Source organism: Mesorhizobium sp. M0862, from assembly GCF_040319795.1.
Lineage (GTDB): Bacteria > Pseudomonadota > Alphaproteobacteria > Rhizobiales > Rhizobiaceae > Mesorhizobium.
Map to the genome: position 1 here is coordinate 47,740 of NZ_JAMYOJ010000002.1, position 12,431 is coordinate 60,170.

At 62.9% G+C, this 12,431-nt stretch carries 16 protein-coding genes; all 16 read left to right on the forward strand.

Annotated elements, in window-relative coordinates; all coding sequences use genetic code 11:
• Positions 1 to 288 precede the first annotated feature (288 nt).
• The 16 genes from NKI15_RS02875 to NKI15_RS02950 all read left to right on the forward strand — a co-directional run bounded on the left by NKI15_RS02875 (position 289) and on the right by NKI15_RS02950 (position 12,330).
• Entirely contained in the window at positions 289 to 1,230 is a 942-nt protein-coding gene (locus tag NKI15_RS02875) for a DUF2493 domain-containing protein (RefSeq protein ID WP_352885671.1), read from the forward strand.
• 1,407 nt (positions 1,231 to 2,637) lie between these two features.
• Complete coding sequence (locus NKI15_RS02880; RefSeq protein WP_352885672.1) at positions 2,638 to 3,198, forward strand: YnfA family protein; 561 nt, start codon at positions 2,638 to 2,640, stop codon at positions 3,196 to 3,198.
• A gap of 369 nt (positions 3,199 to 3,567) precedes the next feature.
• Positions 3,568 to 3,891 (forward strand): DUF736 domain-containing protein, encoded by a 324-nt coding sequence (locus NKI15_RS02885; RefSeq protein WP_352885673.1) that lies wholly within the window; start codon positions 3,568 to 3,570, stop codon positions 3,889 to 3,891.
• 191 nt (positions 3,892 to 4,082) lie between these two features.
• Positions 4,083 to 4,337 (forward strand): helix-turn-helix domain-containing protein, encoded by a 255-nt coding sequence (locus NKI15_RS02890; protein WP_287070818.1) that lies wholly within the window; start codon positions 4,083 to 4,085, stop codon positions 4,335 to 4,337.
• Positions 4,338 to 4,467: 130 nt separating this feature from the next.
• Complete coding sequence (locus tag NKI15_RS02895; RefSeq protein WP_352885674.1) at positions 4,468 to 4,731, forward strand: DNA -binding domain-containing protein; 264 nt, start codon at positions 4,468 to 4,470, stop codon at positions 4,729 to 4,731.
• Between the two features lie 121 nt (positions 4,732 to 4,852).
• A complete protein-coding gene (locus NKI15_RS02900; RefSeq protein WP_352885675.1) occupies positions 4,853 to 5,179 on the forward strand; it encodes a transcriptional regulator domain-containing protein in 327 nt (108 codons plus the stop codon).
• Positions 5,121 to 5,630: a DUF2285 domain-containing protein gene (locus tag NKI15_RS02905; protein ID WP_352885676.1), complete on the forward strand. Its 510-nt coding sequence runs from the start codon at positions 5,121 to 5,123 to the stop codon at positions 5,628 to 5,630. Before NKI15_RS02900 ends, NKI15_RS02905 begins: the two co-directional genes overlap by 59 nt.
• Positions 5,631 to 5,767: 137 nt before the next feature.
• Complete coding sequence (locus tag NKI15_RS02910; RefSeq protein WP_352885677.1) at positions 5,768 to 6,049, forward strand: helix-turn-helix transcriptional regulator; 282 nt, start codon at positions 5,768 to 5,770, stop codon at positions 6,047 to 6,049.
• A gap of 20 nt (positions 6,050 to 6,069) precedes the next feature.
• On the forward strand, positions 6,070 to 7,212 hold the full coding sequence (locus tag NKI15_RS02915; RefSeq protein WP_352885678.1) for a replication initiator protein A: 1,143 nt from the start codon (positions 6,070 to 6,072) through the stop codon (positions 7,210 to 7,212).
• Positions 7,209 to 7,847, forward strand: coding sequence for a ParA family partition ATPase (parA, locus tag NKI15_RS02920; protein ID WP_352885679.1), 639 nt, complete (start codon positions 7,209 to 7,211; stop codon positions 7,845 to 7,847). Before NKI15_RS02915 ends, parA begins: the two co-directional genes overlap by 4 nt.
• Positions 7,844 to 8,098 (forward strand): hypothetical protein, encoded by a 255-nt coding sequence (locus tag NKI15_RS02925; protein WP_352885680.1) that lies wholly within the window; start codon positions 7,844 to 7,846, stop codon positions 8,096 to 8,098. The genes parA and NKI15_RS02925 overlap by 4 nt, the downstream gene beginning before the upstream one ends.
• Positions 8,095 to 8,613: a DUF2840 domain-containing protein gene (locus NKI15_RS02930; protein ID WP_502898669.1), complete on the forward strand. Its 519-nt coding sequence runs from the start codon at positions 8,095 to 8,097 to the stop codon at positions 8,611 to 8,613. Before NKI15_RS02925 ends, NKI15_RS02930 begins: the two co-directional genes overlap by 4 nt.
• Positions 8,610 to 9,155, forward strand: coding sequence for a S26 family signal peptidase (locus tag NKI15_RS02935; RefSeq protein WP_352885681.1), 546 nt, complete (start codon positions 8,610 to 8,612; stop codon positions 9,153 to 9,155). The genes NKI15_RS02930 and NKI15_RS02935 overlap by 4 nt, the downstream gene beginning before the upstream one ends.
• Positions 9,156 to 9,199: 44 nt before the next feature.
• Complete coding sequence (locus NKI15_RS02940) at positions 9,200 to 9,538, forward strand: DUF736 domain-containing protein (protein WP_352885682.1); 339 nt, start codon at positions 9,200 to 9,202, stop codon at positions 9,536 to 9,538.
• A gap of 4 nt (positions 9,539 to 9,542) precedes the next feature.
• Complete coding sequence (locus NKI15_RS02945) at positions 9,543 to 10,304, forward strand: lytic transglycosylase domain-containing protein (RefSeq protein WP_352885683.1); 762 nt, start codon at positions 9,543 to 9,545, stop codon at positions 10,302 to 10,304.
• 253 nt (positions 10,305 to 10,557) lie between these two features.
• Complete coding sequence (locus tag NKI15_RS02950; RefSeq protein ID WP_352885684.1) at positions 10,558 to 12,330, forward strand: relaxase/mobilization nuclease domain-containing protein; 1,773 nt, start codon at positions 10,558 to 10,560, stop codon at positions 12,328 to 12,330.
• The last annotated feature ends 101 nt before the right edge of the window (positions 12,331 to 12,431 follow it).

Consider the following 12,431-nt stretch of genomic DNA (forward strand, 5'->3'; position numbering starts at 1 on the left):
CTGCATCGGCTACGGGATTGCTCCACGACATCGGAGAGAGCCGCGACCACGGCCTTCTCAGAGGGCGATCGGGACGGCAATCGGCCCGGTCCGGCAATGGCTGCGCCCGGCTATTTTCCGCCGGCGGGCAAGCCCGCCTTTGCATCGCGAGGCAAAATAGCCGGCCTTCGCCATTCAGCGCGAAGCTTGGCCCTCTCGCTTCGCTCGGGGTGCAGGTCCGGCCCGCCCGCCTTCCTTCGTCGCCATGAAGGCCGCGACGGTCGCGGCTGATCCACGAAGGAGCATCCCATGACCATCGACCAGGGCGACACCGGCTTCGAGCCCCATCACGCCTCATCGCCCACTGACCATCTGCTCGCCGAACTCCAGCTCTATGGCTACCGGCCCTTCCAGGACGAAGCCGACCCGCGACCACTCCCCGAAGGCAACATCGTCGCTGGCGCCATCGCCGACATCTTCGACGCCTTGATTGTGAGCATGAGCGACACACGCCTCGAGCCCGACCTCGACGACCTGCTGTGGTCGACCGTCAATGTCTTCCACCGCGCCACCGGCCGGATCGAGCGCGAGTTGGACGACAACGAGCAGGCGCAGCGCCGTAGCCAGCGTGAACAGGACGGCAGCGAGGTGAAGTCGGTCGATCTGGAACGTCTGACGGCCGAGGGCCAGGCCATGATCGAGCGCCGAAACGCCTTCGAGTTGATGCGCGACCAGGCCGCCGAGCACTTCGAGCGTCACACCGGATCATCGTGGCGACCGCGCAGTGGCTCGATGGTCAATCATCGCACACTGACCTCGGCCATGATCGACAGCCGCGACTTCCTCGCCGCCAAACGACGGGCCGAAGCCGAGGTGATGGTCCCGGCCGGACCCAAGATCGCCTTCACCGGCGGGCTGGACTTCAACGATCATCGCCTGATCTGGGAGACGCTCGACAAGGTCCACGCCAAGCACCCCGACATGGTCCTGTTGCATGGTGGATCGCCGAAGGGCGCCGAACTGATCGCAGCCAAGTGGGCCGACAATCGCAACGTGCCGCAGGTCGCTTTCAAGCCCGATTGGACCAGGCACGCCAAGGCGGCACCTTTCAAACGCAATGACCAGATGCTCGACGTCCTGCCGATCGGCGTCATTGTCTTTCCGGGGACCGGCATCCAGGACAATTTCGCCGACAAGGCGCGCAAGCTCGGGATCAAGCCCTACGACTTCCGCAAGACGGGCGGCGCGTGAGCGCCATCGTATTTCCGAAAAGCTGTATCGGCATTTCCTTTTAGAACTGACTTGCAGTCAACCCTGCGCACGGCCGATGATTTGATCCAGATTGCCCGGCTGCAACTTAGTCCTGCCGACGTGCGGAAAACGGTCGTTTTACAGACAGACATGTGTCGCAATCTGGCCCTCGTGTAGCGGCCCCGGTGACTGCCGCTTTGCGCCCCCAAGTCGGCCGTCACTCGTCGCTTTCGGCGATCTAACGAAATTGAGACTCGAACTAGAGTGATTGTCCCGCTAATTCGCCTTCTGCGCGGCCAGCGAGATAGCTTTACTTCCACTTAAATCGGGATAATTATGCTTCGTTCGTGGGAGGGGCTGTCCGCGATGCACTCACTCAGTATAACATGCTTTGCGCATTTTTGGAGGCGAGCGTTATGAATTGTACCTACAATGGTAGTTCTTATTCTCCAGGTTCCGTTGTGTGCCAGAGCGGGCGAGAAATGAAGTGTTCGGACAGCGGGTCATGGGTTGACCTAAATAATCCATGTCCACAGGGAGATGGGCAGCTAGTTCGGCACGAGGATAAATTGCGTTCAAGGGGAAAGGCAACAGAAAAAAAATGATCGAGTGGAGGACGACGTGATACAGGGAAATAATGGAATAGCATTCGCAATTATACTTGGTGTCGTGTTCAATATTTCATTTATGAATGCGAACGCGAGCGACCTGCCATCTACCGGTACAGAACCAGTATTTACAACACCTCTGAAAGCAGAAAAGCCCTCCCCAGAAGCTGACGGAGCCTTAAGCGCTCAATGCGTACTTTTTGGAAATGGGGGAGATCATTATACTAACGCTAGGATGGAAGCAACAAGCAATGTCGATCATCTAATTAAAGCGGACTTCAGTTGTCGGATAAAAAGACAATCGGGTGACGTTTATACTTTCACTTGCTCTCTACAATTACCGGGGAGGGAAAGTTCTGCGTGCATTGACCAAACAAACTTTCACGACTTTCTTAGCGTAGAGGGTGGTGGGTACACCTGTACGGCCGGTTGTTGATGGACATTGCTGTGTGCGCGATAAGTAAGGGATAGCGAGGGGATGCCGAAGGGGGTCGGGGTAGGCGTCCTAAGTAAAACTGTGCCCAATTCCGTTGACCGGCCTTACGCCGGACGTTAGCGATAAGCTCGAGGTCGTTATCTGGCCTCTGTGGAATAGCGCAACGACTCGGCTTGGAACCTGCTCATGATTAATCGGCGATTGGATGATCCTCAGAACAGGATCGTCCACAAGCTTGTCGGAGGGCTGCAAGAAAGGCCCAAAGCGATCGTCGTTCAGCAGACGGGGCGGCCGGTGGCTGCGGCAGGGCAAATCTTTTGCCTGGCTGGCCCCGGCGTCGTTTCGCCGGTGCTGTTCGCCTAGTTGCTGACGCTTCTCCCAAGTGATTATGCCGGGAGGTCCAATGCCGCCTGTGGCGGCATTTACATCGTCGCTGCGTTGCTCTGGCTGTGGCTGGGCGAAGGCCACCGGCCGGACGCTTGGAATTTGACCGGCGGCATGGTCGCCTGCTGGCAGCGGCTATCATACTGTTTTCACCCGAACTCAGTAGCGCGCTCGCACGTGCCCAGCGTCTCAGTTCCACGTCGCCGTCGATCAACTAGTCCAGCAGCGCCCTCATGTCGCTCTGATCCGATGCTGACTGAAAAGGGCCCTCGCTGTCGCGCGATCGCCAGCACTAATCCTCTGTGCAGAGGTATTAGGGCCCATCCGGAGTTTGTGGGCCAGAGGACAGCGAGGATCACTACCAAGCCGCTCCTCGCCGCGTCAGGGTCACGGACAGAGCGTTCAAGCCCACGGGGTTCCCACACGCACGGCGCAGATCCGAGCAGTACCCCGTCTGGCATTGACCGCGGTCACGACCTCAAGCGGCCGTCGATCGCAGATGCAACGGCGGTCTTCTCCCTGGGAAGCTCATTCCGGTGACATCGCGGATATGGTCGAAAGGCGGGCTGAGCGCCGTAGAGCAAACGCCGGCTACTCGAAGTGAACGTTGGTCGCCATGTTCTCGCTTGAGGTCCTCTTGTAGGTCGACCGCTCCAAAACGGCCTCATCAATGGCCTGATCTGACCGAAGGTCGGCTATGCCTCGACCGCCTATGCGGCAATGGCGCCGATCGACTTTCTTCCCCTGCCGGCTGTGCCGTCATTCCTCGCGACCCAACAAAGTCGCCTGACTGCCATCCTCCGCTGACGCTGCGGTCGCAAGCGATGCCGCGTCGATCGCCTCCGGCCTGCCGATCGCCATCGAGGCCGCAATGGTGCGGGCTCGAAGCAGAGATCAAGGAGAACTACCATGGCGACCATCGGCACTTTCAAAAAGTCCGGCAACGAATTCACCGGCGAAATCGTCACCCTGAGCCTTCAGACCAAGAACGTCCGCATCGTCCCCGAGAGCCGCCAGGTCGGCGAGAGCGCCCCAAGCCACCGCGTCTTCGTCGGCCGCGCCGAGATCGGCGCCGCCTGGTCCAAAACCTCCAACGAGGGCCGCGACTACCTCGGCCTCAAGCTCGATGACCCGAGCTTCAACGCTCCGATCTACGCCAACCTCTTCGACGACGAGGAAGGCGAAGGCTTCAGCCTCATCTGGTCCCGCCCCAGCCGCCGTAACGGGGAGTAGGCGGCCTGAACAACGCCCCGCCCGGACACACCGGGCGGGGCCAAGCCCCTTTTCGGGCGACCGAATCAGTTCGGCCTTAATTCCCCAAAGCCAGCTCCGCGCGGCACTTTTCTCTCGCTATGTCAGTCAAGAACGACTATTTTAGCCGTAGTTCTGGCGTGCGCATTTAGGTCTGTAGGAGGTGGTCATGCATGATCACCGCCCGACAGACGCGGGCCGCGCGCGCGTTGCTTGGTTGGACGCAGGAGACGCTCGCTGAGAAGGCCCTGGTATCGCTGACCGCGTTGAAGCGCCTTGAGTCCGAGAACGACTTCAAGGTGTACGAGACGACACGCGATCAGGTGCGCCGGACCCTTGAGAGCAGCGGTATCGTCTTTCTGTCCTCCGACCAAGGGGAAGGAGTGATGCTTGTTCGTGCGAAGATCGATTCCCCCGGTTCGTCCTAGCCTCTCACGGCCCGGCGCGGCGATGCGCCGCGCGCATCACCTGATGCCTTCGTGCACTCGCGCATTCACCTGCCAGCCTATACTGCTCACATGATCCAGACGCTGCGATGACTGGCTGCGGGAGATCGGCGTGACACAAGAAGCGTTTCTGGACCAGCCACCAGAGAGCCAAGAGCTCACCAGGTACGATCGCGAGCACATGAAGCTGTATATCCGCCTCATTGACGCGGCGGCCGACGGTGCAGACTGGCATGAGGCAGTGTCGATCCTCTTTGGTTTAGATGCTGACCTCGAACCCGAACGAGCCCGGCGCGTTTACGACACCCATCTTGCCCGCGCACGCTGGATGACAGAGCACGGCTACCGCAAGCTTGTTCGCGAGGGTCGTCACTAGCTCGACCGCGATGCAACGCCCGCATCGCGCGTTGTCCACGCGAGGGCTTCCCGAGGTCTTTACATCCGGCAATCGTGTCGCTCCCAGCATGTACGAGACCATGCACGCTTAGAGGACACTGATGCGGCCGGACACATCACAGTGGAGATCCTCGTCGACGTACGACTATCTCGACGACCTCGTCGCCGCGGATCTCGCTTGGGAATGGTTGCGCCGCAACGCCGACTATCAGCGCGACTACGCTGAAGCTGAACGTCCCGACGCGGACCGTGAGCGCCTGACGAACATGGTGCGAATGCGCTGGGGGCTGCGATTTCTCTGTCGACCCAACTTTCAGTGCCATCGAGAAGGCAGTGTTCTGGGCGCCGGGAGCCGATCCGGGCACAGTAATGCTCACAGCGATCCCGCCATTGCCATTGCCGGGCTTGGAAGGCTTTGCGCCACATGATCTCGATCCCCGCAACGCGCAGTTAGGGCCGGAGGGGCTGAGCATTTTGCACGGCGAGGGTGCCGCCGCCATCCGCCTTCTGGTGCTTGGCGATGCGCGGCCCGATCAGCCGCTGGCGGCCCTTGTTCCGCTTGACGCCGACGGCCTCGATCGCATTGAGGCCGTCACGCGGCTCTGGCGCGCACTGCATAGCCGTCGCGTTTTCCCCGATACCCGCCTGACGGCACAGCAGCGCCGAAGGCTGCGCCACATGCTGCAGGCCGTCGACGGCAGCATGAACGGCGCGAGCTACCGCGAGATCGCAAACGCCATCTATGGCGCGCCGCGCGTCGCAGCAGATTCCTGGAAGACGTCGGCGCTTCGAGACAGCACCATCGACCTCGTCAAGGACGGTCGCGCCATGATCGCCGGCGGCTATCGCAAGCTTCTGCGCCATCGCCGCAAGTCCTGACACCCTTCGCGCCACGTCTGGGGTGCGAATTTAGCTCACCCTTCTTCGCCATCCCCCCTCGCAGCTCCTCTCCGCCACCGTGGCCTTCGTCCGCCGCTGATCGCCAGCGGCCTCAATGAACCCACGGAGGCCCGATCATGTCCGCCAACCTCACCGGCTTGCCGCCGCGCTTTCTTCGTACTCCCGAAGCGGCTCGATTCTTGGGCCTGTCCGGCCGCACGCTGGAGAAACACCGGACCTACGGAACCGGCCCATCCTATCGAAAGCTCGGCGGACGCGTCGTCTACGCGATCGACGACCTGCAGGCCTGGGCGGACCGGGGCGCCGTTATCTCGACCTCCGACCCCCGCGGCAGTGTTCTTCCCGCAAAGCGCCATGAGGCCGTGACGCCCGTCGTTGCCGGCCGTCACGCCCGCTGACCGTCGCGCCGGTTTCCACAATGCCGGTGCGCCATCGCCCCCTGTCGGAACGCGGACAACTCGAACTGTTCCGTGCGCGCGGTAGCGATCTCGCACCCCGAGACACGCAGGATCTCATGGCCTATCCGTTCTTCAGCCTCTCCAAATCCCTTCGGGTACAGCCCATCGACTTCTCCGCCGGGGACGTCGTTGTCCGCGTCGAAGCCGTGCCCGAACATGGTATGGCGACCATCTGGGACGCGGATATCCTTATCTGGGCCGCAAGCCAGATCGTCGAGGCGCGCGACGCCGGACTGCGCACGTCGCGCCTTATGGCGGCCACGCCCTACGAAATTCTCACCTTCATCGGACGCGGCGTCGGCGCTCGTGACTACCAGCGCCTGAAGGCGGCGCTTGATCGCCTGCAATCGACAACGGTGGCGACGACGATACGCCAGCCCGCGCAGGGTCGTCGGCACCGCTTCTCCTGGATCAACGAGTGGGTCGAGCGCACGGATCGGCGCGGGCGTCCCGCTGGCATCGAATTGATCGTCCCCGACTGGTTCTATCAGGCGGTCCTCGACGAGGCCCTCGTACTCACCATCGACCGCGATTACTTTTCGCTGACGGGTGGGCTCGACCGCTGGCTCTATCGGCTCGTGCGCAAGCATTGCGGCCGACAGCGCGCCGGCTGGCGCTTCGACTTCCGCCATCTCTACCTGAAGTCCGGTAGCCTCTCACCCTTCAAGCGGTTTGCCTTCGAGCTGCGCGACATCGTCAGACGCCAGCCGCTGCCCGGGTACACCCTGTTCATCGAGGTCGAAATCAGCGGCCGGGTGCTGCTCTCCTTTGAGCCAACTCCTCAAAGGAGACCTGTGGACGGCCTCGTGCTATCGGGAACCCGCACTATCGTGCCATCGGGAACCCGAGGCTCGTGCTATCGGGAACCCAAACATGGGTTAACCCACTGCACAGCAAGCGAAAATCGCGCCCCTAACTTAGAATCTAACACAGAATCTAACTCTTATGGCGCGCGCGGCATCGTTGAAAGCTCTGCCGACGGCGGCAATCGCAACGAAACACAGACGCTTCAGCCCCCGATCTTCCCGTATACGTCTTTCAGTAAACCTGGCGTTCCGACACCTGAACTTCCCCTCGAACCTAAGCCGCGAGGGGCAAAATGATCGTAGCGCTCCTCAATCAGAAAGGGGGCGTCGGCAAGACGACGCTGGCGCTGCATCTCGCCGGGCAATGGGCCAGGACGGGAAAGCGCATCACGCTGATCGATGCCGACCCGCAGGGCTCGGCTCTCGACTGGTCGCAGCAGCGCGCCCGGGAAGGTCTGCAACGGCTGTTCGGGGTTGTCGGCCTGGCGCGCGATACCCTGCATCGCGAGGCGCCCGAACTGGCCCGTGGTGCCGATCATATCGTCATCGATGGGCCGCCCCGTGTCGCCGCGCTGATGCGCTCGGCGCTGCTCGCGGCCGATCTCGCGCTTGTCGCGGTTCAGCCGTCTCCCTTCGATGGCTGGGCGTCGGCCGAGATGCTGGCACTAATCCGAGAGGCGCGGATCTACCGCCCCCAACTTGTCGCTCGCTTCGTGCTCAATCGTTGCGCCACGCGTACCGTCATCGCCCGCGAAACGGCTGAGACCCTGGCCGATCACGATCCGCCGGTGCTCGCAGCGACCATCGGCCAGCGCGTCGCCTTTGCCGATGCCGCACAATCGGGTCGCCTCGTCTTTGAGACAGACGAGGATAGCCCGGCTTCACGCGAGATTGCGGCCTTCGCTGCGGAAGTTGGAAGGATCGCGCCATGAATGGGCGACCCTCGAAGCGCGGCTTCATCGCCCGTCCCGGCACCGCCGAGGACTGGATCAAGGAATCCGGGATAGCGCTGGGTCGAAGCAATGACGGCTCTGCTTTCACCGCCCGGCTGACGATCGACGTCACACCCGAGCTGCGCGGTCGCATCAAGATTGTCGCCTTCCAGCGAGGCCAGACCGTCGCCGACATGCTGCGCGACCTGCTCGCCCGCGAATTTCCCGAGAGCCAAGGAGACACTCCGTGACCCGAAACCAGACGCGTCGTATACGCGGCGGCCGACAGCCCGACGTTGCCACACCATCCACAACCCTCGTTGAACTGACCTGGATCGAGAAGCGGATCGAGCACTGGATCAGGTTCGGTCGCAAGATTCACGAGCAGGTTCTCGACCAGCGCCACCGCGTCGTCGGGTTTGCGCCCAACACCACCTTCGCCTTCGTCCGCTGGGCGGCGAACGACTTCGGCACGATCATCTCGCGCATCGACATCCTGCGCGCGGTTCGTGACGGCGAACTGTTCCAGACACTGCCATTCGTCAGACCAGGCGGCGACATCCTGCTGAAAGTCGACAGATGGCCGAAGGTCGAGCGCGTGCTGCAGGCCATCGACGCCATCGAGGCGCTCGGCATCGATCCCGCCGATGTCGCGCCTGACCATTGGCGTCATGTCCACAACCGTCTGAAGGCCGACCAAGAGCCACGCCCCTACACCAGCGAGCGGCATGACGCCTGGCTCCAGCGTAGCAGGACCGAACGATGACGCGGTTCGGCTACACCATGACGACATATTTCGCGGTGCTCGCGGTCGGTGGGCTGTCATTCATCCATGTCACTCCAAAGCTGATCTGGAACGCATCAGCCAGCACGCCGATCGGTCTCTACCGCATCCGCCCGGCAGGGCGGCTTGCTGTGGGCGATCTTGTTGCTGTCGATGCTCCAGAACCACTGGCGAGCTTCCTTGCCGACAACGGCTTCCTGCCGCGCGGTGTGCCGCTGATGAAGCGCGTCGCCGGCCTTCCCGGGCAGGAAGTCTGTCGCAATGGCCTCGCCATCGCCGTCGATGGAATCGAGATTGGCAAGGCGCTCGAACACGATCACCTCGGCCGCCCACTGCCGGTCTGGCAGGGCTGCCGGCGCATCGTCGGCGGCGAAGTCTTCCTCATGAATGCACAAGTCCACGACAGTCTCGATGGTCGCTACTTCGGGTCGATTGCGACCAGCTTGATCATCGGCCGCGCCACCCCGCTGTGGACCGAGCAGGGCGGGACCGGCGGCTACGAATGGCGCGCTCCAAGCCACTGATTGCGCCCGAACCTTCAACCCCCATCGCAGAAAGGAGCAAAGAAATGTCACAGATCGGAGACTTCATCCGCACGAAGTCCGGATATTCCGGCCGCGTCCGCACGCTCGCCATCGACGTGCAACTCGCCCTCGTTCCGGCCGAGCCGTCGGACGCGGAGAACGCGCCGGATTATCGCATCCAGATGGGTGAGGATGGTGACGGACCAGAGGTCGGTGCAGGCTGGAAGCGAACCGGAGACAAGGCCGGCGAATACGTCTCGCTGCTGTTCGACGATCCCGTCCTCGCGCAGCCGATCCGGGCAAACCTCTTCCGGTCTGATGCCGACAATGCATCATGGTCGCTGCACTGGAACCGTTCGCCCAAACGCAGCGAACGGGAGTGAGGCCATGCCGATCTCCCGCCACCGCTTTTCCATCGGACGTCCGAAGATCCCCGTCCGCGGCGCATTCATTGTCCTTTCCGGCCTTATCTCGATCGTCGCTTTGTCGCCGGCCACGGTCGCGCAGAAGGCACCGATCGAGCGAAAGGCTCCCGGCGATCCCTACGCCGCAATTGTTGCCGAGGCGTCGCAGCGCTTCGGCATTCCGAAGAGCTGGATACGCGCCATCATGCGCGCCGAAAGCACAGGCGACGCTCGGGCGATCTCATCTGTGGGCGCCATGGGGCTGATGCAAATCATGCCCGAGACGTGGGCCGATCTTCGTCTTCGCCACCATCTCGGCGGCGATCCCTTCAGCCCACGTGACAACATCCTGGCAGGCGCAGCCTACCTGCGCGAGATGCATGACCGGTATGGTTCTCCGGGCTTCCTCGCCGCCTACAATGCAGGCCCTGGCCGCTACGAGGAATACCTCGCGGGCAGACGTGCGCTACCAGCAGAAACGCGCGCCTACGTCGCTGCCCTCGCTCCAATAGTCGGAGGCGGAAAGTTTGATCGCCCTTTCTTAGCCGGGGCCGTCGAGCGCAATAGCTGGACGCGCGCACCGCTTTTCACCGCCCAGTCCGAGCACCCGCCGGCTGTCGATCCTGCACCGCGCGATGGCCAGCCCGATGACGCCCCGGCGGCAACTCCCGTGCACGATCTCTCCGCCATCTCGCCCATTTCCGATGGCCTGTTCATCGCCCGTCCCGGCTCTGGCGGCCCATGATGACGAGTTTCGCGGGATCGCGCTGCCCGGCGTGGAATGGCGGAGGGTGGAGGGAATTGCAGGAGTGGCGAGGAAACACGAGCTTAGGACGGCAAGATAAAAGGGGCTCGCCGGTCGTCAGCCAAGCCATTGATATGGCTTGGCTTCCGGCGAGCCTGTCGGTCGAGGCGCGTGCCGCGCTTGAGGGTTTTGTCAACGATTTCAAAGTGGTTTCCGGCACTGTACGGCTAACACCCCTGTTGGCGGGGTAGCCATGAGCGAGGGCGACAGCGACTTTCGCCTCCGGCCAGGACGCATCCGCAGCACCCGCGCGCCGAAGGCGAAGAGCTTCGTCAACCAGGTGCTGCGAGCCGCCAAGCGCGCCGGCCATACCGATGGCGCGTTCAGTTCAGCGCCGAGGAACGGCCGTTCGCCGGCTCTGGGCCGCTCCAGCTTCGGGCGTGGCCGGATCAACTTCAGCCGGAACCGGCTCTTCTCCTCTAACCGACGTGTCGTCGTCGCAGCGCGGATTGCCCGGCATTCCGGCAAGGCGTTTCGCTCCGCCCCCTTGTCCGCACATCTGTCCTATCTGAAGCGCGACGGCGTCACCCGCAACAGTGAGAAGGCAGTGATGTTTGACGCCGGCAGCGACCGCGCCAATGACGTAGCCTTCGCCGAGCGATCCAAGGACGACCGCCACCATTTCCGCTTCATCGTCTCGCCCGAGGACGCCGGCGAGATGACGGACCTGCCCGCCTTTACGCGCGACCTTGCGAAGCAGATGGAAGCCGACCTCGGATCCCGTCTCGACTGGCTCGCCGTCGATCACTGGAACACCGACAACCCCCACGTCCATCTGCTAGTGCGTGGGGTCGACGACACCGGCGCGGACCTCGTGATCTCGCGCGACTATATCAGCCGTGGCCTGCGCTCCCGCGCCGAGGAGCTGGTCTCGATCGAACTCGGGCCGCGGCCCGAGCACGAAATCCGCAACGCCCTGGAGAAGGAGATCACCGCCGAGCGTTGGACGCGACTCGATGTGGAGATCCGCATCGCCGCTCACGAGACGGGGTACATCGACCTGCGCCCCGAGGCGACCGGCCCCGCCGATCCCGAAATCCGTCGCCTGATGATCGGCCGGGTCCAGCATCTGGAGAAGATGGGCCTCGCGACCCCGGCCGGCCACGGCGAATGGATGGTCGGTCTAGAAGCCGAACGCTCGCTCCGCGACCTCGGCATGCGCGGCGACATCATCAAGACGATGCATCGAGCCTTTGCCGAGCGCGGCCAGGATCGTGGCGTCGCTGACTTTGCGATCGACGCCGGCATGAAGACCGCGCCCCTCATCGGCCGGCTGGTGGACAAGGGCCTTCACAACGAACTGACGGGAGAAGCCTACGCCGTGATCGATGGCACAGACGGCCGCGCACATCATGTCCGCTTCCGCGGCATCGAGGCATTCGAGCACGCGCCGCCGGTCGGCGGCATCGTTGAGGTTCGTCAGTTTGGCGGGTTGGAGGATCCGCAAGCCACACTGATGCTCGCCACCCGTTCCGATCTCGATCTGCACACCCAGATCACAGCGCCCGGAGCCACGTGGCTCGACCACCGTCTGGTCGAGCGCGAGCAGATGCCGCTTTCCCTGGGCGGGTTCGGCAGAGAGGCCCGCGACGCCATGCAGTCCCGCGCCGAGTATCTCGCCGACGAAGGGCTAGCTCGCCGCCAGGGTCGGCGCATCATCCTCCAGCGCGACTTGCTCGATACGCTGCGCCGCCGCGAGTTGGACGCCGTCGGCAAGAAGCTGTCGGAAGAAACCGGCTTGCCGCGGGTGTCGGCTGCTGCCGGCCAACACGTCTCAGGCACCTATCGCCAGCGCTTGCTACTCTCGTCGGGTCGCTTCGCGATGATCGACAACGGCCTCGGCTTCCAGCTCGTGCCATGGTCCGCCGCACTCGAGAAGAAGCTTGGCCAGCACATCGCTGGCGTCACCCGGGACGGCGGGGGCATTGACTGGAGCTTTGGCCGCAAACGGGAGATCGGAATGTAGGCTTGTAGTTGTCGCAGCTACGCATTGAACGTTCTCGCCGAATCGGCCGGCGTCGCGACATCAATCGGCCTATACCGTGGTACTGGCGTAAACTCTAAACT

Bases quoted from the DNA above. Each gene is read 5' to 3' on its own strand.
- NKI15_RS02875 (WP_352885671.1), top strand. From the start codon at position 289: ATGACCATCGACCAGGGCGACACCGGCTTCGAGCCCCATCACGCCTCA.
- NKI15_RS02885 (WP_352885673.1), top strand. From the start codon at position 3,568: ATGGCGACCATCGGCACTTTCAAAAAGTCCGGCAACGAATTCACCGGC.
- NKI15_RS02890 (WP_287070818.1), top strand. From the start codon at position 4,083: ATGATCACCGCCCGACAGACGCGGGCCGCGCGCGCGTTGCTTGGTTGG.
- NKI15_RS02900 (WP_352885675.1), top strand. From the start codon at position 4,853: ATGCGGCCGGACACATCACAGTGGAGATCCTCGTCGACGTACGACTAT.
- NKI15_RS02905 (WP_352885676.1), top strand. From the start codon at position 5,121: ATGCTCACAGCGATCCCGCCATTGCCATTGCCGGGCTTGGAAGGCTTT.
- NKI15_RS02910 (WP_352885677.1), top strand. From the start codon at position 5,768: ATGTCCGCCAACCTCACCGGCTTGCCGCCGCGCTTTCTTCGTACTCCC.
- NKI15_RS02915 (WP_352885678.1), top strand. From the start codon at position 6,070: ATGCCGGTGCGCCATCGCCCCCTGTCGGAACGCGGACAACTCGAACTG.
- parA (WP_352885679.1), top strand. From the start codon at position 7,209: ATGATCGTAGCGCTCCTCAATCAGAAAGGGGGCGTCGGCAAGACGACG.
- NKI15_RS02925 (WP_352885680.1), top strand. From the start codon at position 7,844: ATGAATGGGCGACCCTCGAAGCGCGGCTTCATCGCCCGTCCCGGCACC.
- NKI15_RS02935 (WP_352885681.1), top strand. From the start codon at position 8,610: ATGACGCGGTTCGGCTACACCATGACGACATATTTCGCGGTGCTCGCG.
- NKI15_RS02940 (WP_352885682.1), top strand. From the start codon at position 9,200: ATGTCACAGATCGGAGACTTCATCCGCACGAAGTCCGGATATTCCGGC.
- NKI15_RS02945 (WP_352885683.1), top strand. From the start codon at position 9,543: ATGCCGATCTCCCGCCACCGCTTTTCCATCGGACGTCCGAAGATCCCC.
- NKI15_RS02950 (WP_352885684.1), top strand. From the start codon at position 10,558: ATGAGCGAGGGCGACAGCGACTTTCGCCTCCGGCCAGGACGCATCCGC.